Genomic DNA, 25,704 nt, shown 5'->3' with positions numbered 1-25,704 from the left:
GCTCGGCGGAAACGTTAGAAGGAGGAACACAAAGCGTGGACAATCATATGACTTATCAAGCTTCGGCCGATTCCGCAGCTCTGTCTGCCAAGTCGCCCCCTGAAGGAGCAAGCTGGCGTGATTTCATTACAGTGACGAAACCCGGCATTATCCGCTCCAACCTGATTGCTGCATTTGCCGGCTATTGGCTGGCCTCGGGCTGGGATGTTCAATATGGCCGATTAATTCTTACGCTGCTTGGCACCATGCTGGTCATGGCCTCAGCCTGTGTGTTTAATAATTATTTTGACCGTGATCTGGATATGAAGATGGAACGGACCCGTGAACGCGGACTGCCGACTGGCCGGTTGAAGCCACAGACTGTACTGCTCTATGGCATCGGTCTGGGAATTGCCGGGCTGGCTGTGCTGTTTGCGTTCTCGGGCGTGCTGGCCGGGTTGTTCGGAATTGTCGGCATGTTTGTTTATGTAGTAGTATACACCCTTTGGCTTAAGCGAACATCTACGTGGAGCACATCGGTCGGAGCGATCTCCGGCGCAATGCCTCCTGTAATCGGCTATGTTGCCGTTACCGGCCGGGTGGATCTTGGGGCATGGCTGATGTTCGCGATGCTGTTCCTGTGGCAGCCTCCCCATTTCTGGGCGCTTGGCATCCGCCGCAAGGAGGAATACCGCGCTGCCGGGTTCCCGCTGCTGCCGGTAGTCAAAGGAACGCTGCGCACGAAATACCAGATGATACCTTATGTGCTGCTGCTGCTCCCGATTCCTTTTTTGATGTATGCCTACGACTATGCCGGAATTTTCTATCTGATTATTTCCACAGGTCTCTCCCTGGGCTGGTTTATCCTCAATCTGATGGGCTTCCGTGCCAAAGATGATGATGCCTGGGCCAAAAAAAGCTTTTTCTTCTCCATTAATTACCTCACGGTCAGTCTGATTGTGCTTGTGCTGAATACTGTTCATGGCTAATTAAAGGGGGCATGGGATGCAGACCTTGAAGCGGTACAAATGGACCTGGCTGCTGCTCTTGCTGGCGCTGGGAATGGCGGTCTATCTGGTGTGGACCTCCCTGGACTTTGGGCAGAAGAAACTGCCGGTGATTGGCGAGGTGCAGGACTTTACGCTGGAGAATGTGGACGGTACACCTGTTACCCTGGCGGATACGCAGGGGAAGGCAAGGCTGTTTTATTTCTTCTTCACTGACTGCCCTGATGTATGTCCGGTAACCACCTTTATGTTGTCTCAGACTCAGAAATTGCTGCTGGAAGATGGAAGCTTCGGCAAGGATGTGGAGTTTGTCTCCATCTCCTTTGACCCTGAGCGGGATACCCGCGAGGCGATCCGCACGTTCGCTGACCGCTTCAAGGTGAATTACGACGGCTGGTATTTCCTGCGCGGGGACCAGGAAGCGGTGCGCGAGCTGGCCGCCCAGTCCTTCAAGGTGCTGATCGCCGGCAACAACAAGGAAAATTTCGCCCATGCCAACCTGATTGGTCTGGTGGACCGCAATAACAGGCTGCGTGCGCTCTATGAAGCCGGCGACACCGAGAACATAACACCGGAGTTCCTGGCTGAATCTGTTAAGGCGCTGGCGCTGGAGTAGAGCGCAAGCATGAATAGGGGGTGTCCCGCAGGCCGTGTAACGGCTGCGGGGCACCCCCTTTGGCTGATGCGGCTATGTGGGCGGGATGAGAGGCAAAAATGCCTTTGAATTCGGCGGATGTGGCTGTGTCGGGTGGGATGAGAGGCAAAAATGCCTTTGAATTCGGCTGATGCGGCTATGTAGGCGGAATAAGAGGCAAAAATGCCTTTGAATTCGACGGATGCGACCGTGTGGGCGGAATGAGAGGCAAAAATGCCTTTGAATGTGGCGGATGCGACTATGTGGGCGGGATGAGAGGCAAAAATGCTTTTGAATTCGGCGGATGCGGCTATGTGGGCGGAATAAGAGGCAAAAATGCCTTTGAATTCGGCGGATGCGGCTGTATGGGCGGGATGAGAGGCAAAAATGCCTTTCGTTCGCAGATACTTGCTCTGGTGCAGGAAAGAAAAAGGGTGTCCCGTAGGTGTGAAACGGCTGCGGTGCACCCCTTTTTTGTTGTTAATGAAGCAGGAACGACATAGGCTCCGGGTAGATGATATATTCCTCCAGACCAGCTTTCTCCAATTGGGTGATGTTATATTCATCGGGAGTTCCCTCTACCCCGGCGTAACCTCGCCGCGTGTAAATGTGGACGGCATCCGGGAAGGCGTCGCGCAGCACACCACGGATTCTTTTGCCGGAGCTGTCGTTGTCCATATAAAGAAATACTTCGCTGTCGCCCGCCTTCTTGCGCAGTGACTCCAGCTTCAGCGAATTCAGTGTGCCAAAGGTGCATAGAATTTCAATTTCAGGCAGCAGCACCCGGCGCAGCCGACTGCGGTCATTCTTGCCTTCGACAATAATAACAATGGACATAAGCTGATGACACCCCCGGTAGTTCATTGGTATTCTGCAGGCTTTTGTATATTTTACCTAAGGTTCGTCATTTTTAACAGGCTGCAGGCCAATTTGTATTCATTCCCCGGGAAATGTCATAATCTGATTGCCGCAAGAATGCGGAATAAGCTGAAAGAGGGTAACTACGTAGGCATCGGAATGATAAGATATCGAATCCCAACCCATTTAATTGTAGCTGATTTTTTCAGGTTATTGATCTTATGGAGATATTGGTTAGTTTAAGTGCAGCTGCTTTCGGAGTTGGAGCGTACCCGACCTGACCTAATCAAGTTTGATCGCAGAATCGAAGTTAGTTGTATGCCGTGTTGGCGATTCGGGAGACAGAGGTTCGCCATATCTGAATCGAAACCTGTATAAGTGCAGGCTTTTTAGTCTTTTAGCGGATTAATAAGGTAATGCCTGCAAAAGTGCAGGTATTTACTTCTCGATCAGCCGAAAGGACACTATTTACTCTAAAAGGATGCGCTTTTGCAGGAATTTGGTCTGCGGACTAGCTAACCGCGCTGAAAAGATGTACTTTTGCAGGAATTTGTTCATCCATTCGCCGGGTGGACCACTGTGCCAACGATAGTTGATTTAAGTGAAGGAAGCGAAGGCCCAACCCTCACTACTACGCCAGCATGGGATTTCTGGTGAGGTTATGGGGAACTTCTACTGCTAATCGCGTCCTATCCGAAAGGTCATCAATGGACGATTTAGTGGTAAATTCCCCATATTCTATGGAAACCTGACATGGGCACGGATTTAACGGTAGTTTCTCCCCATAGCCACCAACGTGTTACTATTTAGAGCTTTAAGATTATAGGAAGACAGTCGCAGGATCTGAAATCGCTGGACCTAATTTGATACCAAACAACAGCGACAATATCACGCTGTCCGGCGCTCCCATTCCGCCGGCTGCGCTGCGAGCTTATGCGTCTTGCCGGGAGGCAGCAGAAGCAGCGCGGTCATCAGCAGCAGGAAAGCTATGAAATACGGAGAGATCACCGTCCGCAGCTGTCCGGCAGCCACCGGCCCGGCGAACGCGCCGAGCGACATCGCTATCGACTGCATCGAGAAGGTTCGGCCCATACGTCCCGGTCCGGCCAGGCTGATGAACAGCGAAGCCATCGCCGGAAAGAGGATGCCCTTGGCTGCTCCCAGCAAGAACAGGATCAGCCCGACCGGAATCTGCCTGAAGGCAGCCAGGCAGAAGAAGCTTAGCGCCATGCCCAGCAAGGCGCAGGCAATGCGTAAGTTGGGTGAGACGCGGTTCAGGAACAGCATGCCAAGCGTCAGCAGCGCGCCCAGACTGAGCAGCGAGAGCAGAATGCCGGTCGAGAGAACGGCGTTGCTGCCTGTCTGCGACATGGGAAGCTCAAAGAACAGTACCCCCTGCGAGCAGGCGACAAAAAAAGGCAGCAAATAATAACGTTTGGTGCCATGCGTGTTCCCCGTTCTGTCGCCGCCTTCGCCTGCCGGCTGCTCATGCGGCAGCAGCGCAGGCGCTGCCTTCAGGCCTGTAGGCAGGCGCGCAGGCGCGGGGACGCTGAAGAAGGCCATGATGCCAGTAGCAATCAGCAGCCAGCCGAGGGTGCTGAAGGTGCCGGCATATCCGGCTTTGGCCACAATAAATGCGCCTGCGGCGGGCGAAACGACCGACGCCAGTGTATGGATGATCCCATGGCCGGACATGTATTTGCCTTGCTGGGCAGGATCGGCGGAGAGCGAAGCCAGCAGCGTCATGCACGCCGGTGACAGGAAAGCCAGCGCAAAGCCGCTGGCTGCGCGCAGCACCAGTAGATGCCACGGCAGCTGCGCGTGCGCCTGCAGGAGCAGGATCGCTCCGGCGGTTACCAGGCTGAAGACGATATAACGGCGGCTGCCGTTGCGGTCAACCAGCACGCCTGCCAGCAGATTGCCCGGCAGATGGGTCAGTGAATACATCCCCATCATCCAGCCGATGAAGGCGGGGGCCGCGCCTAAAGAGACGGCAAAGGGAGTCAGAATCGGGTATTGGGCATGCAGATCGAAGAAGGCCAGGAAGAGAAACAGATACAGCCACAGCGCAGTTTTCACATTGAACACCTCCGCAGGCCAGCCCAAGCAGAGCGCTTGCCGGCTGGCTGAATGGTTGCCGTACCCGTAAAGAAACAGCGGGACAGCAACTACTTGTACTTTACGTGGGACGGGGAGGGCTTATACCGCATTTTTTTAGCCGCAGCTGCTCTAAGCCTGTCTCCATAGCGTCCGCCCTGGGAACCATGAATTATAGATAACATTCATGTATAATAATTGAGAGTAATGACAGGAATATGAATAAGAAACAAAGTGGGAACGAAATCAGACGATAGGGGTGTTATGGTTGTGTTGGATATGGAAGTATGGTCACAGTTCATAAGAGAGAATTGGCTCGTTATTGTTATTGCACTTGTCCTGTTGTTTGCCGTTGTCAATCTGGTCAAGACGGTGCTGAAATGGGCCATCGTGATTATTATTGTGGTGGGTCTGTTTATTTACAGTGGGGTTACCCTCGATCAGATCGGAGATACAGTGAGCAAGGTGACGGACGGGACGGTCAGCACCCTGAAGAAAGAAGCGCAGGAGGTAATGCTGAACGAAGCCAAGGAGGCTAAATATACCTCCGGCGGCGACGGCACATTCACGATCACTTCCCCTAATCTGGAGGTTAAGGGTGCGGCCAATGAAGACAAGGTGGAGGTTACGTTCCGCGGTGTAAGTCTGGGAAAATGGAGCATTACCGAGACCACCCAAACGTTCATCGACCAGGCGCGCAAACAGCAGAATGCCGGTAGTTGACCTATGAGGTTGAAGGAAAGAGAGGGGATGGACTTTGCTGAAGGAATGGCTTGAAAGTGTAACGGAGGCCAACGCCATATCCATTGCCCTTCTGCTGATTGTGCTGTTCTCCTTGCTGCAGGGCTGGGGCAGAGGTTTCGCCCGCTCCAGCGGCAGGTTATTCGGGCTGCTGGGCAGCGGCTTATCCGCCGCCGCCGCGTTGGTTCTGGCAGTGCCTGCAGCAGCCTATCTGTCACCTTGGGTGCAGGCTTGGGCCGCCGCGAAGGAGCTGCCCGCGACAGAGCTTAGCCAGTGGCAGCAGATCTATTATACAGCCGTCTCCGTCATCGCTGGCTCTCCGCTGGTGAGGTTCCTGCTGCTGTTGCTGCTGGCCTACAGCCTGATCCGGCTGCTGATCGGGCTGCTGTTCCTGCTGCTGCCATTCCGCTTGCCCCACCGCCAGGGAAGAGCGGCCGATCGGGAGGTTTCAGCACTGAGCAGGCTCGGCGGGGCTGCAGTGGGCGGTCTGATCGGCTTGACCCGAGCCTTGCTCGTGGTGCTGGCACTGTTTGTCGGGGTGGCGCTTAACCCCGACAGCAGCTTCAGCAACTATGTGGAGTCCTCACCGGTATACACGCAGAGTGCGGCTGCGGTAATCCAGCCTTTTGCCGGAGAAGCGGTCCGCAGCAAGCTGCCGGTGTTAACCCAAGCGGTGGCAGCAGAGATGAATGATATTCTCCGCCGTAAATACGAAGTGATTGATCATCAGATTGCTGCCGATATCGCGCAGGCTGCCGAGGAGATTGCCGGACAAGCTGAAGGCGAAGAAGAGAAAGCGAAGCTGCTCTACGATTGGGTGGGCACGCGAATCGCTTATGATTATGACAAGGCCGAGAATTATGAGCAGAACCGGATCTGGAAGGAGCAGACCCCGCAGGACACCTTCGATACCCGGATCGGAGTCTGTATTGATTATGCCCGGCTGTATGCCCTGATGGCCCGCTCACAGGACCTGAAGGTGCGTGTGGTAACGGGAAGAGGGTATGACGGGCGGGGCGGATATGGTCCGCATGCCTGGAATGAAGTATACCTCAGCGATCAGCAGAGCTGGATTCCGCTTGACCCAACCTGGGCAGGCAGCGGGGACTGGTTCAACCCCAAGGATTTCAAGGATACACATATCGCGGAAAGCGTACTTTGATCTCGGTGCCTGCGGGGGCGGAGGTCTCTCATTATATGGTACAATACCAGCATGTCATCACGAGCTGTCGAATGCTGCTGAACGTTACGTTAACCTGTAATCTCAAAGGAGAGAAGTGGCTGTGAAAGTGTTTGGTAAGCCGAATCCGCTGCCGGAAGAAAAACTTACCCCCCGTTCCCTTGGTTTGCGTCTGAATATTTTTTTCTTCGGTACCTTTATGATCTTCTGCATCATTATTATCCGCCTTGCCTCGCTACAGTTCGCCGAAGGCGCAAGTCTGGCAGATGAGGAGACCAAACGTGATGTCAAAACGGTGCCGCTGGCAGCAGCACGTGGAGTGATCTATGCCGCGAACGGCGAGAAGCTGGCCTATTCCTCCTCGGTACAGTCGCTCTATATGATGCTGACGAAGGAATACACTGCCAAGGTAAAAGACAAAGAGCAGAACAAAGATATGCTGACTGACGAGGCCCGTCAGAAGTCCGATGCACTGGCCGCCAGACTGGCCGCTGAATTCGCCAAATATAGCGATCCTGCCGCCAAGCAGCTGTCCAAGGAGGGTGTGCTGGATGCGCTCGATCTTGAATTCAAGCGAAACCAGGGTTATGTGCCCCGCCGGATCAAAGCAGACCTGTCGCAAAAAGAGATCGCCTACTTCATGGAGCACAAGGATGAGTATCCTGGACTAAGCATTGTGGAGGAAAACCTCAGGCATTATAACAACGATACGATTGCAGTACAGACAGTGGGTTATGTGAAACCGTTCAAATCAACGGAAACAGGCTACAGTATCTATACGAATATCCGCAATGCGATGAAACAAAGTGATGCAGACCCCGGATTGGTTTATAAGCCGGATGAGTCCGTCGGGGCCGACGGTCTGGAGCTGCAATATCAGCGTGAGCTGCGCGGCAAAAATGGTTACCAGGAAATCTCCGTTGATCCCCAGAATATGGCCAAGAAGGTGGAGAAGCTGGTTCCACCCGTCAAAGGTTATAATATTTGGTCGACGATTAACAAAAATATACAGCTGAAGACCGAGCAGGCGGTCACAGACCAAATTAAATGGCTGCACAGCAACGCCGTGCAGGGCAAAACCCATCCTGATGCGCAGACCGGCTATGCCGTAGCCATGGAAGTGGATACAGGCAACGTAGTTGCCATGGCGAACATGCCTGACTATGATACCAACATATGGACAGGGGAAAAGCTCTTGCCTGAGGATTGGGAGAAAATCGAAACCAATTATCAGAATGGTACGGTTACGCCTAAATCCTCCGGCCGTTCGGGCAATGATTTCGAATCTGTTGTTTTCCTGGGCTCAACCATCAAGCCATTAAGTGTGCTAATTGGGTTAAATGAAGGTCTGTTCTCTACTACAGAAACTTACAACGACAAAGGGATTGCCTATTTCGGCAAGGACGACAAATCCTCGGTCCGCAATTCCTCGGGCCATGTCTATAATAATATTCGTCCCGCCAAGGCCATTGAATTCTCATCCAATGCCTTTATGATCGACATGGTCGGAGAGCGGTTGTATAACAAATACAAGGGCGAAGCACTGAATGTATGGGATAGTTATCTGAAGCAATTCGGCCTTGGGGTCAGTACCGAAAGTGGTTTGCCCAAGGAGTATCCAGGTGAATTCAACTATCGCCGCGAGGATTATACAGGAACAGACCAGGCTGCCCTGGTCTATGCTTCATTCGGCCAGCAAGGCAAATTCACACCGCTGCAGCTCGCCCAGTATACGGCTACACTTGCCAACGAAGGCGAACGGATCAAGCCGCAGCTGGTGAGCCGCATTACCGATGCCGACGGCAAGCTGGTCAAGAGCTTTGAGCGCGAGGTGCTGAACAAGGTGGAATTCGACCCTGCTTATTGGAGCGTTATCAAACAGGGGATGAACAGCAAGGTGGAGGCCTTTGATGATTTCCCTTATGATTTTGCCCGCAAGACCGGCACCTCAGAGCAATGGTCCAGCAAGGCCAGAGCGAATCGCGACAACGGGGTATTTATCGCTTATGCCCCGCGCGATAAGCCCAAGCTCGCTGTAGCGGTAGTCATTCCTGACGGCGGCTTCGGCTCCCAGAGTGCGGCGCCGGTCGCCCGCAAAATCTTCGACGCCTATGATTGGGAATATGGTCTGGACGGAATTCCTAAGAAAAGCCTCGCTGCAAGCTCTGGTGAAACTGAATAGAAATCAGCTTATTTTAGAGTAAAAAGGAGAGAAGCAAACTGTGAGTTATTTCCGTAAACAGGCCCCGCCAACCGACGAGCCCCCCAGCACAAACTCCTTAGGCCTGCGGATTAACGTGTTTTTCTTCAGCACGTTTGTGATATTCTGTGTCATTATTATACGTCTTGCCATCCTGCAGTTTGTCGAAGGTCCCACCTTAACCGAGGTGGAAACCAGCCGGGATATCAAAAATGTGCCGCTGGCTTCCATGCGCGGGGTAATCTACGCTGCGGGCGGAGAAGAGCTGGCTTATTCTACACCGCTTCAATCGCTCTATATTACGCTTAATAAAGAGTATACGGAGAAGAAAAAAAATAAAGCGACAGGCAAGTTGGAGATTACGCCCGAGGCCAAAGCCAAATCAGATGCGCTGGCTGCCAATCTGGCCGCCAATTTCGCCAAATACGGTGACAAGAAAGCCAAGGTATTGACCGAGGAAGATGTGCTCAAGGCGCTCGATCTGGATTTCCGCAAATCCTTAGGGTATTATGCCCGCCGGATCAAGGCTGGATTGTCCGAAGAGGAAGTGGCCTATTTCATGGAGCATAAGGCAGAGTACCCCGGACTGGAAGTAGTGGAGGAGAGTACCCGTCATTACGACAAGGATACGGTAGCTGTGCAGACGGTAGGTTATATTAAACCTTTTACCTCATCCGACAGCCTTGCCATTTACAAAAATATCCTGAGCAACATGAAAGTGAACCCGGAGGCCGGCCTGACCTACAAGGATGATGAGATCGTCGGTTATGACGGCCTGGAGCTGCAGTACCAGCGTGAGCTGCGCGGACAGAACGGTTATCAGGAAATATCCGTCAATCCACAGAACATGGCGGAGAAGATCGAGAAGGTAGTTCCTCCGGTCAAAGGCAATAATATCTGGACCACGATCAACAAAAGTGTTCAGATGAAGACCGAAGAAGCCATTATGGATCAGATCAAGTGGCTGCACGCCAATTCTGTTCAGGGCAAAACCCACCCAAATGCCCAAACCGGCTACGCTGTAGCCATGGAGGTAGATACAGGAAATGTAGTAGCTATGGCCAGTATGCCGGACTATGATACCAATGTGTGGACCGCCGACAAGCTGGACCCGAAGGTCTGGAACGAAATCATGGGCAATTACCAGAATGGTACGATTACGCCTTACTCCTCGGGGCGGTCCGGACATAACTTCGATTCTACCGTACTGCTGGGCTCTACAATTAAGCCGCTCAGCGTGCTTATAGGCTTGAATGAAGGCTTCTTCAGCACGGACAGCTGGTATACAGATGTCGGATATGCCACTTTTGGTAAAAAAGGCTATGAAGCCAAAGTAAGAAATGCATCCGGGCACGTCTACGGCGGCATGGACCCGGCAAAAGCGATTGAGAAATCCTCCAATGCCTTTATGGTCGATAGGGTTGGGAAAAAGCTGTACGAGAAATACCAGGATGAAGGCGTGAATGTGTGGGATAAATATATGAAGGAATTTGGACTCGGTGTGTCTACGGGCAGCGGACTTCCGAAGGAATTTCTGGGACAAATTAACTACACAAACACCGAAGCCGCAGGCAGTGCTCAAGCCGCACTGGTCTATGCCTCCTTCGGGCAGCAGGGACGTTATACTGTGCTGCAGCTTGCCCAGTATGTTTCAACCCTCGCCAATGAAGGTATACGGATTAAGCCACAGCTGGTAAGCAAGATTACCGACACCGAAGGAAAAGTGGTCAAGGAGTTCAAACGTGAGGTGCTGGATGAAGCGACTGAGTTTGATTCATCCTTCTGGGCAGAGATCAAACGGGGTATGGTCAGTAAGGTGAGTGCCTTCGATGATTTTCCGTACCCATTTGCCCGCAAGACCGGTACCTCCGAGCAGACGGACAGCAAAGGCAAGAACCGCGACAACGGGGTCTTTATCGCCTATGCTCCACGCGAGAACCCCAAGCTGGCCGTAGCTGTAGTAATTCCTGACGGTGGATTCGGCTCCAACAGTGCTGCTCCGGTGGCACGTAAAATATTTGATGCCTATGACTGGGAATACGGCCTGGACGGCGTGCCCAAAAAGAGCCTTGAGAAAACAACTGACGCCACTGACGCTGCCACAGAGTAACACAACTAAACAGCCTTCCTTAGGAAGGCAAACAAGAAATGGAGGGGTGGCAATGATTGCCAAATACCGCCTGCTTGCACTGGATATGGATGGAACCCTGCTGAATGACGAACAGATCATTACCCCTGAAACGGTAAAATGGATTCAAAAGGCTGTGGACGCCGGCGTGCATGTATGCCTGTCCACGGGCAGAGCCTTCCAAAGCGCCCTGCCGTATGCCGAACAGCTGGGACTGCAGACCCCAATGGTAACGGTCAATGGCAGCGAGGTGTGGCGTGCGCCGCATGAAGTGTACCGCCGCTCGCTGATGGACCCTCAGCTGGTATCGCAGATGTACAGCATCGCCAAGAAATATGACATCTGGTTCTGGGCGTATTCCCTCGATCAAGTACACAAGCAGGACAATTGGGACGGTGATGTGAGCGGCCGGGAATGGCTCAAATTCGGTTATCACACAGAGGATGATGAGCTGCGCCACAAGCTGCTGCTGCTGCTGCAGGACATGGGCGGACTGGAGATTACGAATTCCTCTCCCCATAACCTGGAGATCAATCCGCTCGGCGTCAATAAAGCCACCGGTGTGGAGCAGGTATGCCAGCTGCTGGGAATCAACATGTCCGAGGTGGTTGCTGTCGGTGACAGCTTGAACGATCTGGCTGTGATTCAGGCTGCCGGACTCGGAGTAGCTATGGGCAATGCCCAGAAGACCGTGAAGCAGGAAGCCGATGCCGTGGTAGCCTCAAACAATGAGGACGGCATTGCAGAAGTGATTCAGAAGTATGTGTTGTCTGAAGTGGCCACCTCAGGCGGGGGCCGCCGCGGGAAGTGATCCAAAGAAGCGTATGCTATCAAAACTAAGTGTATGCTTCCGAAGCAGTTTTGCGAAGTGAAATCAAAGAAGCGTATGCTATCAAAACTAGTAGGAGGCTATAGAATTGGCGATCCTGGGCTGGACTCTGATTATCTTATTGTTTATCGTCGGTATGGCGGGAGCGGTATACCCCATTCTGCCGGGGGCGCTTGCGATTTACCTTGCCTTTTTCGTCTATGGATGGTTCTTTTCCTTCGCTTCCTTCAATGTCTGGTTCTGGATCATTCAGACCGTAATTGTGGTTGCGCTGTTCATAGCCGATTATGTCGTGGGGGCTTGGGGCGTCAAGAAGTTCGGCGGCTCACGCGCCTCGGTGATCGGCAGCACGATAGGGATCATTATCGGGCCCTTTGTGATTCCGGCCTTTGGCCTGATTATCGGCCCTTTTCTGGGGGCTTTTATCGGTGAATTGATTGCAGGCTCCAACGCCTCCAAAGCCGCCAAGGTAGGAGCCGGTTCCATGCTGGGCCTGCTCAGCAGCACGGTAGTCAAGATTGTGCTGCAGCTTATCATGGTCATCCTCTTTTTCATCTGGATTGTCTAATGATATAAATTTTATTGTGAAGAAGGGGAAACAGCTTGTCCAAGAAAGAATCTTTTGTGAAAGGCACGCTGATTCTGGCCGCCGCCGCACTGATTGCCCGTGTGCTGGGGCTGGCCCAGCGGGTGCCGCTCGACCATATTTTTGATAGTATCGGCCGTGCGTCATTTGGGGTATCGAACAATATTTATCTGATGCTGCTTACGGTAGCGACTGCGGGGATTCCGAGTACGCTCAGCAAAATGGTCTCCGAGCGTTATGCCCTGAACCGCCCCGAAGAAGCCAGACAGGTCTATCATGCCGCGCTGCTGTTCTCTGTTGCCGCCGGATTAATCATGACGATCCTGCTGTACATAGGTGCGCCATTCTATGCCACCCATATCGTTAATTTGCCGGAATCTGCGATGGCGATCAGAGCGATTGCCCCTGCCCTGCTGCTGTTTCCCGCCATCGCGATGATGCGCGGCTATTTCCAGGGCCGCAATAATATGATGGCCGGCGGGGTGTCGCAGATTGTTGAGCAGATCGCCCGCGTGCTGACTGCCATTCTGCTGGCTTATCTGCTGCTGCATCAGGGATATAACAATACGACCATTGCGGCCGGAGCCTCCTTCGGGAGTGTGCTGGGCAGTATTGCCGCTTTTGGCGTGATGATCTATTTCGCGGTCAAGCTAAGCCGCAAGGACAAGGAACAGGGGTTAAATTATGATGTGGCCCAGAAGCTGCCGATCTGGGGAATCTACAAGGATATTTTTACCATGTCGATTCCGATTGTGCTCGCCTCACTGACTATTCCTGTCGTCAATGTTATTGATACCTCGCTCGCCGTTCCGCTGTTGATGGATCAGATCGGCCGTGCAAATGCAACAGATGTGCTGGGCATACTAACGAACCGGGCCCAGAGTGTCGCGGGTATTCCGCCGGTGCTGGCGATCGCGCTGGGCACCTCGCTGATTCCTGTCATCTCGGCTGCATTCGCCCGCCGGGATGTAGCGCATATGCAGAAGCAGATTACGCTTGCCCTGCGGATCTCGATCCTTACCGGCATGCCGATTGTGATCGCGCTGGCTGCTGCCGCTTATTCGGTGAATGGACTGCTCTTCGCAGGGCTTGAGGGCAGCGGAATTATTGCCATGCTGACCCTGGGCACGATTTTTCAGATCACGATGATGACAACCAACTCCATCCTGCTTGGGATGGGCAAAGCGCGTATTTCGATGTATTACGTGCTTGCCGGCATTATTGTGAAGCTGATCGCCAGTGTGCTGCTCAGCAAGCTGTTCGGGATATACGGCATCATCGCTGCAACGGCGATATGCTTCATCATCATTACCCTGCTGAATCTGCGGATGCTGAAGTCCATCGTGCCCTTTCAGATTATGGGCAAACGCTGGGGCGGTTTCGCCATTGCAACGCTGGTATCCGGGGGGATAGGCTACGGGCTTAACGCAGCCGGGATTATGCTTACCGATCTGATGCCTGCACGTCTCGCTTTTCTGATTACCTGCCTGGTGGTAGGACTGGCTGTGGTCGTGATTTATCTGGTGCTGCTTGTGGTGCTGGGCGTAATCACCAGAGCTGAAATCTCCGGTTATCCGCGTGCGCTGCAGAAACTGCTTAAGCCTCTGATGAAGCTGCAGCCCGCCCGTGTGCGCATGCGTGAGTAGCAGACAGTCATGCTGCAAGATGCTCCAATTTTTAAGCTTTTGATTGACTTCTGAGCAACATTTTGCTTCACTTAAGAAACAAGATAAACGGCAATAAAACTTAAACGAGAAGGGACGGATGAAGAATGGACGCGATTAAATCTCCTGCAGAATTTCAGGTTTCGATTCAATCTCCGCGGCTTACCATAGCTGTGTTCAAGGCGGATTGGTGTGTCGACTGCAAATTTATTGATCCCTTTATGCCTGAGGTTGAGCAGAATTATAAAGACCGTCTAACTCTCGTTGAGGTGGATGTGGAGGCCGTAGGCGATGTCAGCCAGGAACAGAACATTCTTGGCATTCCCAGCTTCGTAGCCTATAGCGATGGCAGGGAGCTTGTCCGGTTTGTCAGCAAGCTGCGTAAATCGCGCGAAGAGATTGAGAACTTTCTGAATACAGCGATTGAAGTATACCAGAGCATTCACAAGTAAGACCGCATACCGCTTTTGCTTTTTCCTGAGCTGAAGCGGTGTTTTTTTGTAAAAATATAAGAGGACGGCGAAGCCGTTTATTCTTGACAGCCAGTAAGCTAATTCTTATCAATCCCGAGGATGAGGGTGATCCTATTTGAGAATTCAGCAGTTGAAATGGCTTAGCTACATAACCTGTCTGATCATGTTCATTGCGCTGTTCGGCGGTGCAGTAGTGACCAAAACCGGCTCCGGCCTGGAGTGCGGCAATGAATGGCCGCTCTGTCACGACAAGCTCATCCCTGCCTACACCATCGGTTCGATGATCGAATATACCCACCGCCTGTTCAGCGGCTTGGCCGGGCTGCTATCGCTCACTTCGATGTACGGCTTCTGGCGTTATGCCCGCGATCGTCGTGATTTGCTGATGTGTGCCCGTCTGACACTGCTGTTCGTTGTCGTTCAGGGCGGGATGGGAGCGCTTGCAGTAGTCAAGTCGCAGTCAGCCCCTGTTATGGCGCTGCATATGGGCTTCTCGCTGATTGCCTTCGCCAGCTCCTTGATGCTGGCACTGGGCACTAGGAGATGGTTGCAATCCAGGGAACAGAATGAAGAGCCGGGCCAGGGGCAAGTGCGACTCCCGGTTAGCCGTTTCTTCCGCAACCTTACCTGGCTAACGGCGGTCTATTCTTACGTCGTCGTGTATATCGGGGCTTTTGTAAGCCATACGGAGTCAAGCGGAGGGTGTTCAGGCTGGCCGCTGTGCAATGGAGAATGGGTACCCGAGCTTAGCGGCGGTGTGGGTATTGTGTTCATGCACAGGATAGCTGCGCTGCTGCTGTTCCTGCTGATAGCGCTACTTGCCCATCTGGCTTACTGGAGACTGAAGGCCCACCCGGAGCTGCGCGCGCTCGGAGTGGCAGCTCTGCTGCTGTGTCTGCTGCAGGTGCTCAGCGGTGCGGCTGTGGTGTACACGTTAGCTAATGACAAGTTGTATATCTTCGCAGCGTTGACCCATATTGTGCTGATTGCCGGCTTGTTCGGAGTTTTATGTTATATGAGCGTCCGCGTCTGGCAGCTCAGCTAGGCTGGTGGGCCGCCAACACTCACTACCGGGATATCAGGCAGTTTGTAGAGACTCGCGGCACTGTTAACGAACGGTTCATCCGTTCAGCTGATGGATAACCGCAACCTGGATGAGGGACAATAATGAGAAAAAATAAAAATCGCCTGAAGCAGACCCAACCGGAGGAGTGAAACGATATGCTGCGGATATTGCTCGGGGAGCCGCCCCGTGTGAACAGCGGAGTGCTGGCCGAGGCCATGAACCATATGGCCGAAGTCGCAGCACGGCTGCGGAAGGAAATGAACAGTCATGAGGATCATGACCATGAATGCCGCAAGCAGGAAATCTGGACCCGCGGGCTGATCTCTTCGCTGGATGAGCTGGAGCAGAGCTGGTTCGCGGCCCGCTTTTACCGGAAGTCGGTGATTGCCGGATATATGGATGATATGTCTTCGATGGAGCAGGGCGAATATGCGCGATACGTTTATTTCTACAAGAACGGCTTCATCCGCGTCTTCTCCCTGCTGGACAAGCTCGGTACGGTGCTGAACAGTCTTTATAACCTCAATACATCCAAAGTCAAAACGCATTATTCCTATTTCACCGTATTGCGCCAGTTTCAGACGCTGCATGAGCATTCCGTGCTTGCTGAGCAGCTGAACAGCATCAAGAATACTTACAGTGAACCCCTTGAGAACCTGCGCAAGCGCCGCAACGCGGAGATTCATTATATGAATGCCGAGATGCAGGATGACCTGTGGCAGCGGCACCAGGGATTGCATGACAAGATCCGGCTTGAGGATATTGACAGCCATCTGCGGGATCTGGAGCAAGTGCTGGAGATGGTATGCAGAACGCTCAGCAAGGTATACAGCAGCAGCAACCAGCAGTGGGCGATCAGTATAGCCAAAGGCGAAAGCCCGAAATAAGCTGCATCTGCGCAAAATTTTCCTTTGACAATAATCCGTGAACTCACTATACTTATGCTTGCTATAACGTGTTAAACTACGACAATAACTTTATAACTTAATCTTATCGAGAGCGGCGGAGGGACAGGCCCGATGAAGCCCGGCAACCGATTTGATGACAGCGTGCCAGAAGGCCGACCGTTCTCAAATGTCATGGTGCTAATTCCTACAATACCGCACGGCTGCGGTACTTGGCAGATGAGAAGGCATTTTCTATACACACATAGAGCCTCTTGTGATCTGCTTTACGGATCATGGGAGGTTTTTTGGTATAAGGGAGGGGAAACTGAGTTGATCGAGCTTAAGAACTTAACCAAGGTATATGGCAAGGGCAACCAAGCGGCTACGGCGTTGTCCGGACTAAATCTCTCAATTGAGCGGGGGGAGATCTTCGGGGTGATCGGTCATTCCGGCGCAGGCAAAAGCACGCTGATCCGCTGCATCAATCTGCTGGAACGCCCAAGTGAAGGTGAGGTATGGGTGGACGGGGTTGAGCTAACGGGGCTGAATCAGAAGCAGCTGCAGGAGCAGCGGCGCAAGATCGGGATGATCTTTCAGCACTTTAACCTGCTGTCGTCGGCTACCGTGTATGATAATATTGCTTTTCCGCTGCGGTTGATCGGCACTTCAGCTGCAGATGTCGACCTGAAAGTGAAGGACCTGCTGACCCTGGTGGGTCTGGAGCAGCATGGCAGCAAATACCCGGCCCAGCTCTCCGGCGGACAAAAGCAGCGGGTCGGCGTCGCGCGGGCGCTGGCCAGTGACCCGGATGTGCTGCTCTGTGATGAAGCTACTTCGGCACTTGATCCGCAGACAACCGATTCCATTCTGCGGCTGCTGCTGGACATCAACAAACAGTTTCGGCTGACGATTGTACTGATTACGCATGAAATGCATGTGATTCAGAGCATCTGCGACCGTGTGGCGGTCATTCATGGCGGAGGTATTGTCGAGCAGGGAGATGTAGCCAAAGTATTCCTGAAGCCCCAGCATGAGATTACCCGTGAGTTCATCCGCAGCGGGGCCCAGCAGGACGGACCGCTCAGAGCAGCGCTGAATGCCGTTTCTACAGGATATTCGCGAGCGATCAAGATTACTTTTCTTGGCCCCAAAACCTATGAGTCCGCGCTGTCCCAGGCGGTGCGTGAAACGGGTGTCAGCTTCGCCATTCTTCATGGCACGATCTCAACCATCAAGGACATGCCCTACGGACAGTTGATTGTACGGTTTGAAGGCACAGAGGATGCGGTCAAGGCAACCATGTCCAGGCTGACAGCCGAAGGGCTTGATGTGGAGGTGATTTCCTGATGGATGGACTCAATTTTGGCGATGTGAACTGGGATGAAATGATTACAGCTACAGGCTCTACGCTAGAAATGATGTTATTTTCCGGATTGTTCACAATTATTCTTGGTTTACCACTCGGGATTGTGCTATATTTATGGGGTAGATCAAATAATTCATTTATCAGAGTGGTTTACTCGGCATTATCCTTTATAGTCAACATCCTGCGTTCCGTTCCATTTATCATTCTGATGGTGGCGCTGATTCCGTTCAGCAAGGTAATCGTGGGTACTTCCATCGGGGTGCTGGGCACGATTCCGGCGCTTGTGATCGGAGCGGCTCCGTTCTTCGCCAGATTGGTAGAGACGGCCCTGCGTGAGGTGGACCGCGGCGTGATCGAGGCTGCCCAGGGGATGGGCGCATCTACGAGACAAATCGTAATGCGTGTGCTCCTGCCGGAAGCCCGTCCGGGCCTATTGGCCGGCGTAACCATTACGCTGGTTACACTGGTATCCTACACAGCGATGTCCGGGATGGTTGGCGGCGGCGGTCTTGGCGATCTGGCGATCCGTTACGGCTATTACCGGTACGAGAAAGAAGTTATGATTATCTCAGTGGCGCTGATGATTATTCTGGTGCAGCTGCTGCAGATGCTGGGTGACCGGCTGGTAAGACATTTCACACGGAAATAAGGTACAGCGAAATAGAGCCTTATTCATACACAAACCGATTAGAGGGGGATTTACGAATGAAAAAAGTACTGTTGACTGTGTTTAGCCTGACCTTGATCCTGGTGCTGGCAGCTTGCGGCAATAATAACGCCGCCAATACGGCAGCGACCAATGCACCTGCGGCCAATACAACAGCCGAGCCTGCTGCCGAGCCAACCACTGAACCTGCGGCTGATCCTGTAAAGCTGGTTGTCGGTGCTTCCGCGCTGCCGCATGCCGAGATTCTGAAAGCTATCGCACCGCTGCTTGAAGCAGAGGGCATTACGCTGGAAATCAAAGAGTTCTCTGATTACATTCAGCCCAATGTGCAATTAGATGAGAAGGCACTCGACGCCAACTTCTTCCAGCACCAGCCTTACCTGGATGAGCAGAACAAGAACAACAAGACTGACCTGATTGCGGTTGCTTCCGTTCATGTTGAACCTTTTGGCGCTTACTCCAAAAAAATCAAAACCATTGACGAACTGGCTGACGGCGCAAAGGTTGCGATCCCGAACGATGCCACCAATGGCGGTCGCGCGTTGATCCTGCTGGCCAAAAATGGTCTGATCACGCTGAAGGATGATACCAACATTCTCTCCACTACAGCAGACATTACCGAGAACAAGAAGAACCTGAAAATTGTAGAGCTGGAAGCAGCGATGTTGCCCCGCCAGCTGGATGAAGTAGACATTGCCCTGATCAACACCAACTATGCGCTGGAAGCGAAGCTGAATCCTACTACCGATGCCTTATTCATTGAAGGAACAGATTCCCCTTATGCCAACATTCTGGTTGCCCGTCAGGACAACAAGGATTCCGATGCGATCAAGAAGCTGGTTGCAGCGCTGAATTCACCGGAAGCCAAAACCTTCATCGAAGAGCAATACAAAGGTGCAATTATTCCAGCATTTTAAACGACTAGGCCTAGTTTGACCGGCCAGTTCAACCGAAGAACCCGCACAGCCTACGAGGCTTGCGGGTTCTTTTTCCAAATATAAGAATTTATAGGTTTCACGCCATAAATTATCCTTCTATTTCTCGCAGAAACGGATGCCGCCTCTTACAAAGGGAGGTGAAGCCGTTTCTACTTGACTGCTGTTAAAGGTTGACGAGTTGTCTGAGACGACTGAATCTTTTATAATAATAAGAAACGTTAGGACTCCGTATAATAAGAACACTTCAGATTCAGTTCCATGATATAGAACGTGAACTTAAGAATGTTATATTCGAGTGGTCCGGGTAGCCCTATGCACCAGGCATTCTGACAACTCCACCGTTTCATTCTTAAGTTCATCTTATAGAGTCTCATATCTCCAGTCCACAGAATTAGTTGCGAAACTGGTTACTACTTAGGCCCCCCTTGTGTTACTCGTCCGAGCCTGTCCTACCACACCGCGACAAGGAGGCTAAGCATAACAAAGGAAGGCTGTCGCCGGTAACCAGCGATTAATTTTCAGACTATTAACGGACTCAGGAGCCCCTATTTGCTGTAAAAAGGCTGTTTTGCAGCTCTAACGGACTCAGGAGCCCCTATTCAAGCCGAAACTGACTAGTTAAGGCCTGTTTTTCCGATATAGAGGCTATGCGGTCCGTTACATTCCAAACCAGCGTAGGAATGAGGAAATAGGAGCTATACGGTCCGTTAGGACGTAGGTTACCTGAAGTTCGGGTGGGGAGGGTTTGGATTACGGTAGTGCGATCCCCTAATCTTCACAAGTAAACCTTCTATATCCTCGCAGGGTCCTAAGTAGTAACCGAAACTGCATCTAATTACTCTGAAGGTTCCAGTGCAACACTCTGAATCCTGGCTGAATCCTAAGCACTAACGAAGAAACGGATTAAAAAAGATCCCGGCCCCCACTAGGAGGACCGGGATCTTTATCAAACGGGATTTAGAATACTTGGATAACTTCTTCCACGCCATCTACTTCTTCAATCAGGGCGCGTTCGATCCCGGCTTTCAACGTAATCGTGGAGCTTGGGCAGCTACCGCAGGCACCCATGAGTTTCAGTTTAACAATGCCGTCTTCCACATCAATCAGTTCCACGTCGCCGCCATCGCGCTGCAGGAACGGGCGAAGCTTATCCAGCACTTCCAGCACTTCATCATACATGGCAGAGCTTTGTACAGTGTCACTCATTTCTCATTCACTCCTTTCATACTGTCTATTATAGTACAAATCATTAAAAAATAAAACGTTTAGCATAGAAAAGCGAGGGCATCATGAGACCAATTATTGAATTTTGTGCCAGCAATACCGGACATGGCACGCAGCAGTTGATTCACAAGCTGGAGCTGAATCCCGATTATGACGTTGTAGAATATGGCTGCCTCAGCAACTGCGGCCAGTGTTATCTGGCCCCGTTCGCCATGGTGGAGGGCGAGATTGTAGAAGGCGAGACTCCGGCTGAGCTGGAGGAGGCTATTGAGCTGAAGATCAAGGAGCTGGAAGCCTGGGACAAGCTGGAGATTGATTGACCGCTGAAGGGCCAGCTAGCCGAAATGCCGCTTGGACATCCAGAGCACACCACTCTTCAGCAGACGGGGAACCCGTCCCATGACGGAGCGCTGGCCCATCAGTCCGAAGCCGGAGTTTTTGCCCAGTGAACCCAGGGTTCCTTTGAGGCGGATGGCATGCAGCTTGGGGGTTTCGTTTCTCCACAAGGCCTGCAGGATTTGTCCTACCTGTTCGCCCTGGGCTCCGGCGGCTTGCGCACTTGGCGCAAACGGCAGGCTGGCGCAATCCCCCAGCACGTACACCTCAGGGTAATCCGGGATATGATAATATTGGCCGAGGATAATCCGGCCTCCGCGGTCCTTCGCCAGGTCCAGATTCTGCACCACCTGTACCGGTTTGATTCCCGCTGTCCAGACCGTAACGTCAGAGGGAATGGCTTCCGTGCCGTTGAAGAGGGCATCCTTCTCCACATGGGATACGGATACCCGTCCAAGCGTCTGCACCTGATGCTCACTGAACCATTCCTCGACATATTTAGACAGCTTGGCCGGAAAAGAAGACAGCACCCGCTCCCCGCGGTCCAGAATCGAAATATTCAGATCCGGGCGGCTCTCCCGCAGCTCGGCGGCCAGCTCGACCCCGCTGAGGCCTCCGCCGACAATGTTTACGTTTCCATAAGGCTTCACGTCATTAAGGCGGCGGTACGTTTCCCGTGTGCCGGAGAAGGTCTGGATGCTGCAGGTGTACTGGTCGGCACCGGGAACATTATGATAATTGTCTGTGCAGCCCAGCGCAATCGCCAGAATATCATAAGAAACCGGCTCCCCGGAATCCATGAATACAATCCGGCTCTCCAGATCAATGGAACCCACCTCACCGTAACGAACGGTGAGACGGGAATGTACCGGAAACTGAATCCGCAGGTGATAATCGGTTGCCGTACCTGCGGCCAGCGCATAATATTCTGTCTTGATACCCTGATACGGCATCCGGTCAATCAGAACGATTTCCACATCATGGGGCAGATGGTTGTTGAGCAATTCTTGAATAAGGGCCAGGCCGCCATAGCCGCCGCCCAGGACGAGTAGTGTCCTCATGCTGACCAATCTTCCTTTCGGATATGGGATGGGCAGAACTTGAGTTGAAGCGCTGCGTCGTTTATTCGTACACCTTGATTTCGTTATAGAAGGTATCGCGCTCCACCGGAATACGTCCGGCACCTTTGACCAGCCAGATCAGCTCGTCACGGGTCAGACCTTCAGGAGTTAAGGCTCCTGCGGCGTGGCTAATCCGTTCCTTCAGGATGGTCCCGTGCACATCGGAGGCTCCGAAGCTGAGGGCGACCTGAGTTAGCTGGGCGCCGATATTAATGAAGTAGGCCTTGATATGATCGAAGTTATCCAGCATCAGCCGGCTGACCGCAATCGTCTTCAGATCCTCGTAAGCCGAGTTGCGTCGCATGATTCCGGCATTCTTGTTCTTGGGCTGCATCGAGAGCGGGATGAACACCATGAAGCCGCCCGTTTCATCCTGCAGGTCACGGATCTGCAGCATGTGCTTGATGCGGTCCTCGCGCGACTCAATGGAGCCGTAGAGCATGGTAGTGTGCGTTCTCATGCCCAGCTTGTGGGCTGTGCGGTGAACCTCAAGGTATTCTTCAACGTTGGCTTTGTCGACGCGCATTTTTTTGCGGTACTGGTCAGACAGAATCTCTGCCCCGCCGCCGGTAAGGGTCTTTAGACCCGCTGCACGCAGCTGCTCCAGCACCTCCTGAATGCTCAGCCCGCTGATCCGGGTGAAGAAGTCGATCTCGGCTGCGGTATAAGCCTTCAGCGTAACCTCCGGGAACCGCTCATTCAGTGCCTTGAGCGAATCAACGTAATATTGAAAGGGCACGTTATCATTATGGCCGCCGACAATATGGAACTCGCGTACTCCGGGATGAATATGCTGTTCCACATACTCCACCATTTCCTGTCCTGACAGGGTGTAGGCGCCGTCCTCGCCTTCATCCTTGCGGAAGTTGCAGAACGCGCAGCGCGATTCGCATACGTTGGTGAAGTACAGGCTCATATTCTCAATAAAATACACCTTGTTGCCGTTCTTGCGCAGATTGACCTCATTGGCCAGCTGGCCGATCGTAAGCAGGTCTTCGCTCTCATATAAATAAACCCCATCTTCGAGGTTTAAGCGCTCGCCTCCGCGAACCTTTGCAATGATTTCCGCCATGCGGGTATCCGTGTGGGTTGTGCTCAGAGTAGACATAGAATTCCTCCTGTATATATATCGTGACAAAATTCCGAATTTTTCGTGTATAACTCTACCTATTATAAACCTCTCACAGGCGGGGGAGCAACCGCACGTCATGACCTTCTCTGGTGGAAAAGATACCCTAGTCCTTTGCAGCTGTGACTTGAGGAGGATGGCAATGTGGAGTATACTGAGTTAAATAAAGAAAATAACTTTTAGCCGGAAGGCTGTCTTATTATACAGGCTGGTTCCGAAGTGAGTTTTGCGAAGTGAAATCAGGGAGCTTATGCTATCAAAACTTAAGTGTATGCTTCCGAAGTGAGTTTTGCGAAGAGAAATCAGGGAGCTTATGCTATCAAAACTTAAGTGTATGCTTCCGAAGTGAGTTTTGCGAAGAGAAATCAGGGAGCTTATGCTATCAAAACTTTAGGAGGACCAAAAATGATCAATATCAGCGAAACCGCAGCAGGCCAGCTCAAAACCATGCTGGCCGAGCAGGAAACCCCCAACATGTTCCTTCGTCTGGGCGTAACGGCAGGAGGCTGCAGTGGCTTCTCTTATGCCATGGGCTTCGACGACGATGAGACCGACAAGGATGTCTACATGGATATCGAGGGCATGAAGATCGTTGTGGCCAAAGACGATCTGCGTTACCTTGAAGGCCTTGAGATCGATTTCGAAGAGTCCGGTATGACCGGAGGCTTTACCATCAATAATCCGAACGCTACCGCGACCTGTGGCTGTGGCTCGAGCTTCCGCACCGCTTTGGATGCGGGCAAACCTAGCGCGGAGCCTTGCTAAACGCAACGTAAAGATCAGACCTCTTGAATTGTGTTAAACACAGTTCAAGGGGTTTTTTTGATGAAATGTCACCAACGTATGCATCAACTATAGAGAATTGACCTACTGATTTGCTCCACACCAACTTTTATCGAGAGTATAGTGGTTAAATCAAAGTTGATGCAAATCAGCACTTAATTCCGCCCAAATTTGGGATTATGAAGAAATAAGTGCCGAAACTGCAACTAAATTCATACGCAAGAGAGGTTTTCGCTCAAATGGTCTGGATTAGTTGCACTTCTGCACTTAAATTAGTTGAAAGTCGGAAATAGGCGGAAATTAGTTGCAGTTTCGCACCTCAACGTCTGCGGAAATACTTCTCCTTCAGCTCTTCGGTCAACAATTCCAGCCGTCCACCCTGAATGATATAAACTTTGTCACAGAGTGTTTCCAGATCCTCATAATTATGGCTGGTGAGCAGCAGTGTTTTGTGTTCTTGCTTCAGCCTGAGGATGGCATCCTTGATGTCATTGTAGGTCTGGTAATCAAGCGCGTTGAACGGCTCGTCCAGCACGAGAATATCCTGCCCTTCCATGATGGCCTGGGCCAGGCCAAGCTTCTGTTTCATACCAAGCGAATAATTCGCTACCTTCGTCTTCAGCTCCGGGTCCAGCCCCACCAGCTGCATGGCGGCCTTGATCTCGGCATTTCCGATGCTGCGCTTGATGTCTGCCAGGAACTTCAGATTCTGGAATCCGCTGTAGATGGCGATATAGCCTGGAGCATTGATCAACACCCCCACATCCTCTGGGAAATCAATATCCCTCCCAAGCTGCTTGTCCCGCACTAGAACGGTTCCTTCATCCGGTGCGGTAAATCCGCAGATGATTTTGAACAGCACCGATTTGCCGCTGCCGTTGGCGCCGACGATCCCAATGGTGGTCCCTGTGGCCACCTCCAGATTAATATCCGTTAGGACACGGACTCCTTGATAAGTTTTGGATACTCCTGTTACCTTGACAGCATTCATTCCAGTCACCTCTTGTATGAGTAATTTAGCGGGCACGTTTCCCGGGACGATACCATTGCCACTGCCTGCCTTTGGACCAATGCTTGCCGATCAGCCAGCAGATAGCAGCAGCAACCATGGCGAGCGAGATCAGGCTAACCTGCAGTGCATACGGGTACGTCAGATTGTAGATGAAAATAATATAATTATTAATGAAGATAAACGGAATCCGGGTCAGCTCCGGTATCTTCGATTTCATGCCATAGACCATTAGGAAGTAGAGCGTAATGGTGAGAATGGCAACTTTTCTTTTCTCCAGGAAATGATGCAGGGTCAGAAAGACGATAGCCAGCATGCCGAGGCCAAACATCATATAAAGCACCGAAACCAGCGTAGCCTGCCAAGGATACTGGAAGGTTTCACTGAACACCAGCAGCTTCGTCAGCATAGGATCATCCTTATCCGACAAGGGGAAATCGGCGCCTGCAGGCAGACCAAGACCGGCTAGCATAATAACGGCAAACTGCAGCAGCACAACCATGGACATGTTCGCCGCCAGCGCGGCCGCTTTGACCGCGAAATAGCGGGGATAACTGCCTGCACGGATTAGCACAGCCTCCAGATCCTCCTCCAGATGATGATAGAGCAGATAGAACACCATGGGGACCATGAAAAAGGTCAAGTAGTAATGTTCGGAGATCATGTGCAGCACAAAGTTATCATAGGACATCAGCGAGTGCTTACGCTCGGACAGACTGAACAGGACACAGACCAAGGCGAGGAACAGCAGCCTTCCCGTCAGGAAACGCCTCAGCTCCCGGAGGAATAAGGCACGCATAGA

Annotated in this window: 25 protein-coding genes and 1 riboswitch; of the genes, 18 read left to right on the top strand and 7 right to left on the bottom strand. The window is 52.2% G+C overall.

Annotated elements, in window-relative coordinates:
- Nucleotides 1-35 precede the first annotated feature (35 nt).
- From cyoE to B9T62_RS26225, 3 genes are all read left to right on the top strand, one after another.
- Nucleotides 36-968: a heme o synthase gene (gene cyoE, locus B9T62_RS26235; RefSeq protein ID WP_087917978.1), complete on the top strand. Its 933-nt coding sequence runs from the start codon at nt 36-38 to the stop codon at nt 966-968.
- Nucleotides 969-984: 16 nt separating this feature from the next.
- Nucleotides 985-1,602: an SCO family protein gene (locus B9T62_RS26230; protein ID WP_087917977.1), complete on the top strand. Its 618-nt coding sequence runs from the start codon at nt 985-987 to the stop codon at nt 1,600-1,602.
- A gap of 230 nt (nt 1,603-1,832) precedes the next feature.
- The gene (locus tag B9T62_RS26225) at nt 1,833-2,123 is read left to right on the top strand and encodes a hypothetical protein (RefSeq protein ID WP_087917976.1); all 291 of its coding nucleotides are present in this window, start codon (nt 1,833-1,835) and stop codon (nt 2,121-2,123) included.
- On the opposite strand, the gene B9T62_RS26220 is transcribed toward B9T62_RS26225, so the two are convergent.
- A complete protein-coding gene (locus B9T62_RS26220; protein ID WP_087917975.1) occupies nt 2,101-2,457 on the bottom strand; it encodes a DNA primase in 357 nt (118 codons plus the stop codon). The two genes, B9T62_RS26225 and B9T62_RS26220, sit on opposite strands and share 23 nt — an antisense overlap.
- A 909-nt stretch (nt 2,458-3,366) precedes the next feature.
- The gene (locus B9T62_RS26215) at nt 3,367-4,557 is read right to left on the bottom strand and encodes an MFS transporter (RefSeq protein ID WP_087917974.1); all 1,191 of its coding nucleotides are present in this window, start codon (nt 4,555-4,557) and stop codon (nt 3,367-3,369) included.
- A 291-nt stretch (nt 4,558-4,848) separates the two neighbouring features.
- Between B9T62_RS26215 and B9T62_RS26210 the strand changes: the two genes are divergently transcribed.
- The 13 genes from B9T62_RS26210 (at nt 4,849) to B9T62_RS26150 (ending at nt 19,279) form a co-directional block, all read left to right on the top strand.
- Entirely contained in the window at nt 4,849-5,298 is a 450-nt protein-coding gene (locus B9T62_RS26210; protein WP_087920433.1) for a hypothetical protein, read from the top strand.
- Nucleotides 5,299-5,332: 34 nt separating this feature from the next.
- A complete protein-coding gene (locus B9T62_RS26205) occupies nt 5,333-6,478 on the top strand; it encodes a transglutaminase domain-containing protein (protein WP_087917973.1) in 1,146 nt (381 codons plus the stop codon).
- Nucleotides 6,479-6,599: 121 nt separating this feature from the next.
- Nucleotides 6,600-8,678: a peptidoglycan D,D-transpeptidase FtsI family protein gene (locus B9T62_RS26200; RefSeq protein WP_245864070.1), complete on the top strand. Its 2,079-nt coding sequence runs from the start codon at nt 6,600-6,602 to the stop codon at nt 8,676-8,678.
- 40 nt (nt 8,679-8,718) lie between these two features.
- Nucleotides 8,719-10,806 carry a peptidoglycan D,D-transpeptidase FtsI family protein gene (locus tag B9T62_RS26195; RefSeq protein WP_087917972.1) on the top strand — a complete coding sequence of 696 codons (2,088 nt, stop codon included), beginning with the start codon at nt 8,719-8,721 and terminating at the stop codon, nt 10,804-10,806.
- A gap of 52 nt (nt 10,807-10,858) precedes the next feature.
- Nucleotides 10,859-11,635: a Cof-type HAD-IIB family hydrolase gene (locus B9T62_RS26190; protein ID WP_087917971.1), complete on the top strand. Its 777-nt coding sequence runs from the start codon at nt 10,859-10,861 to the stop codon at nt 11,633-11,635.
- Between the two features lie 154 nt (nt 11,636-11,789).
- Nucleotides 11,790-12,221 (top strand): DUF456 domain-containing protein, encoded by a 432-nt coding sequence (locus B9T62_RS26185; RefSeq protein ID WP_425436705.1) that lies wholly within the window; start codon nt 11,790-11,792, stop codon nt 12,219-12,221.
- Nucleotides 12,222-12,256: 35 nt separating this feature from the next.
- A complete protein-coding gene (locus B9T62_RS26180; protein ID WP_087917969.1) occupies nt 12,257-13,885 on the top strand; it encodes a putative polysaccharide biosynthesis protein in 1,629 nt (542 codons plus the stop codon).
- Between the two features lie 125 nt (nt 13,886-14,010).
- A complete protein-coding gene (locus tag B9T62_RS26175) occupies nt 14,011-14,355 on the top strand; it encodes a thioredoxin family protein (protein WP_087917968.1) in 345 nt (114 codons plus the stop codon).
- Nucleotides 14,356-14,491: 136 nt separating this feature from the next.
- Nucleotides 14,492-15,421, top strand: coding sequence for a COX15/CtaA family protein (locus B9T62_RS26170; RefSeq protein WP_087917967.1), 930 nt, complete (start codon nt 14,492-14,494; stop codon nt 15,419-15,421).
- Nucleotides 15,422-15,597: 176 nt separating this feature from the next.
- Entirely contained in the window at nt 15,598-16,329 is a 732-nt protein-coding gene (locus B9T62_RS26165; RefSeq protein ID WP_087917966.1) for a Cthe_2314 family HEPN domain-containing protein, read from the top strand.
- A 100-nt stretch (nt 16,330-16,429) separates the two neighbouring features.
- A riboswitch (SAM riboswitch) is annotated at nt 16,430-16,573 on the top strand.
- A gap of 86 nt (nt 16,574-16,659) precedes the next feature.
- Nucleotides 16,660-17,676, top strand: coding sequence for a methionine ABC transporter ATP-binding protein (locus B9T62_RS26160; RefSeq protein ID WP_087917965.1), 1,017 nt, complete (start codon nt 16,660-16,662; stop codon nt 17,674-17,676).
- Nucleotides 17,676-18,344 (top strand): methionine ABC transporter permease, encoded by a 669-nt coding sequence (locus B9T62_RS26155; RefSeq protein ID WP_087917964.1) that lies wholly within the window; start codon nt 17,676-17,678, stop codon nt 18,342-18,344. Before B9T62_RS26160 ends, B9T62_RS26155 begins: the two co-directional genes overlap by 1 nt.
- Before the next feature lie 56 nt (nt 18,345-18,400).
- The gene (locus B9T62_RS26150) at nt 18,401-19,279 is read left to right on the top strand and encodes a MetQ/NlpA family ABC transporter substrate-binding protein (RefSeq protein WP_087917963.1); all 879 of its coding nucleotides are present in this window, start codon (nt 18,401-18,403) and stop codon (nt 19,277-19,279) included.
- A 978-nt stretch (nt 19,280-20,257) separates the two neighbouring features.
- On the opposite strand, the gene B9T62_RS26145 is transcribed toward B9T62_RS26150, so the two are convergent.
- Nucleotides 20,258-20,506: a NifU family protein gene (locus B9T62_RS26145; protein WP_087917962.1), complete on the bottom strand. Its 249-nt coding sequence runs from the start codon at nt 20,504-20,506 to the stop codon at nt 20,258-20,260.
- 83 nt (nt 20,507-20,589) lie between these two features.
- On the opposite strand from B9T62_RS26145, the gene B9T62_RS26140 reads away from it, so the two are divergent.
- Nucleotides 20,590-20,844 (top strand): YuzB family protein, encoded by a 255-nt coding sequence (locus tag B9T62_RS26140; RefSeq protein WP_087917961.1) that lies wholly within the window; start codon nt 20,590-20,592, stop codon nt 20,842-20,844.
- A gap of 15 nt (nt 20,845-20,859) precedes the next feature.
- Here B9T62_RS26140 and B9T62_RS26135 read toward each other — a convergent pair whose 3' ends face one another.
- Both B9T62_RS26135 and mqnE read right to left on the bottom strand, forming a co-directional pair.
- Nucleotides 20,860-21,921: an NAD(P)/FAD-dependent oxidoreductase gene (locus B9T62_RS26135; protein WP_087917960.1), complete on the bottom strand. Its 1,062-nt coding sequence runs from the start codon at nt 21,919-21,921 to the stop codon at nt 20,860-20,862.
- A 61-nt stretch (nt 21,922-21,982) separates the two neighbouring features.
- Nucleotides 21,983-23,089: an aminofutalosine synthase MqnE gene (gene mqnE / locus B9T62_RS26130; RefSeq protein ID WP_087917959.1), complete on the bottom strand. Its 1,107-nt coding sequence runs from the start codon at nt 23,087-23,089 to the stop codon at nt 21,983-21,985.
- Nucleotides 23,090-23,515: 426 nt separating this feature from the next.
- Between mqnE and B9T62_RS26125 the strand changes: the two genes are divergently transcribed.
- Nucleotides 23,516-23,875, top strand: a complete 360-nt coding sequence (locus B9T62_RS26125; RefSeq protein ID WP_087917958.1) for a HesB/IscA family protein — start codon at nt 23,516-23,518, stop codon at nt 23,873-23,875.
- A gap of 337 nt (nt 23,876-24,212) precedes the next feature.
- Here B9T62_RS26125 and B9T62_RS26120 read toward each other — a convergent pair whose 3' ends face one another.
- Together B9T62_RS26120 and B9T62_RS26115 are read right to left on the bottom strand one after the other, a co-directional pair.
- Nucleotides 24,213-24,884, bottom strand: a complete 672-nt coding sequence (locus tag B9T62_RS26120) for an ABC transporter ATP-binding protein (RefSeq protein ID WP_087917957.1) — start codon at nt 24,882-24,884, stop codon at nt 24,213-24,215.
- Between the two features lie 25 nt (nt 24,885-24,909).
- Nucleotides 24,910-25,701, bottom strand: coding sequence for a hypothetical protein (locus B9T62_RS26115; RefSeq protein ID WP_087917956.1), 792 nt, complete (start codon nt 25,699-25,701; stop codon nt 24,910-24,912).
- Nucleotides 25,702-25,704 lie beyond the last annotated feature (3 nt).

It is taken from the genome of Paenibacillus donghaensis (assembly GCF_002192415.1).
Taxonomy (GTDB): Bacteria; Bacillota; Bacilli; order Paenibacillales; family Paenibacillaceae; genus Paenibacillus_AQ; species Paenibacillus_AQ donghaensis.
Note: the sequence above shows the minus strand (reverse complement) of the source record. Positions and strands in the feature narration are given on the sequence as shown.

Excerpts from the sequence above, each read along its gene's own strand:
- B9T62_RS26230 (WP_087917977.1), top strand. The coding sequence starts at position 985 with ATGCAGACCTTGAAGCGGTACAAATGGACCTGGCTGCTGCTCTTGCTG.
- B9T62_RS26220 (WP_087917975.1), bottom strand. The coding sequence starts at position 2,457 with ATGTCCATTGTTATTATTGTCGAAGGCAAGAATGACCGCAGTCGGCTG.
- B9T62_RS26190 (WP_087917971.1), top strand. The coding sequence starts at position 10,859 with ATGATTGCCAAATACCGCCTGCTTGCACTGGATATGGATGGAACCCTG.
- B9T62_RS26185 (WP_425436705.1), top strand. The coding sequence starts at position 11,790 with ATGGCGGGAGCGGTATACCCCATTCTGCCGGGGGCGCTTGCGATTTAC.
- B9T62_RS26175 (WP_087917968.1), top strand. The coding sequence starts at position 14,011 with ATGGACGCGATTAAATCTCCTGCAGAATTTCAGGTTTCGATTCAATCT.
- B9T62_RS26165 (WP_087917966.1), top strand. The coding sequence starts at position 15,598 with ATGCTGCGGATATTGCTCGGGGAGCCGCCCCGTGTGAACAGCGGAGTG.
- B9T62_RS26155 (WP_087917964.1), top strand. The coding sequence starts at position 17,676 with ATGGATGGACTCAATTTTGGCGATGTGAACTGGGATGAAATGATTACA.
- B9T62_RS26150 (WP_087917963.1), top strand. The coding sequence starts at position 18,401 with ATGAAAAAAGTACTGTTGACTGTGTTTAGCCTGACCTTGATCCTGGTG.
- B9T62_RS26145 (WP_087917962.1), bottom strand. The coding sequence starts at position 20,506 with ATGAGTGACACTGTACAAAGCTCTGCCATGTATGATGAAGTGCTGGAA.
- B9T62_RS26140 (WP_087917961.1), top strand. The coding sequence starts at position 20,590 with ATGAGACCAATTATTGAATTTTGTGCCAGCAATACCGGACATGGCACG.
- B9T62_RS26135 (WP_087917960.1), bottom strand. The coding sequence starts at position 21,921 with ATGAGGACACTACTCGTCCTGGGCGGCGGCTATGGCGGCCTGGCCCTT.
- mqnE (WP_087917959.1), bottom strand. The coding sequence starts at position 23,089 with ATGTCTACTCTGAGCACAACCCACACGGATACCCGCATGGCGGAAATC.
- B9T62_RS26125 (WP_087917958.1), top strand. The coding sequence starts at position 23,516 with ATGATCAATATCAGCGAAACCGCAGCAGGCCAGCTCAAAACCATGCTG.
- B9T62_RS26120 (WP_087917957.1), bottom strand. The coding sequence starts at position 24,884 with ATGAATGCTGTCAAGGTAACAGGAGTATCCAAAACTTATCAAGGAGTC.
- B9T62_RS26115 (WP_087917956.1), bottom strand. The coding sequence starts at position 25,701 with ATGCGTGCCTTATTCCTCCGGGAGCTGAGGCGTTTCCTGACGGGAAGG.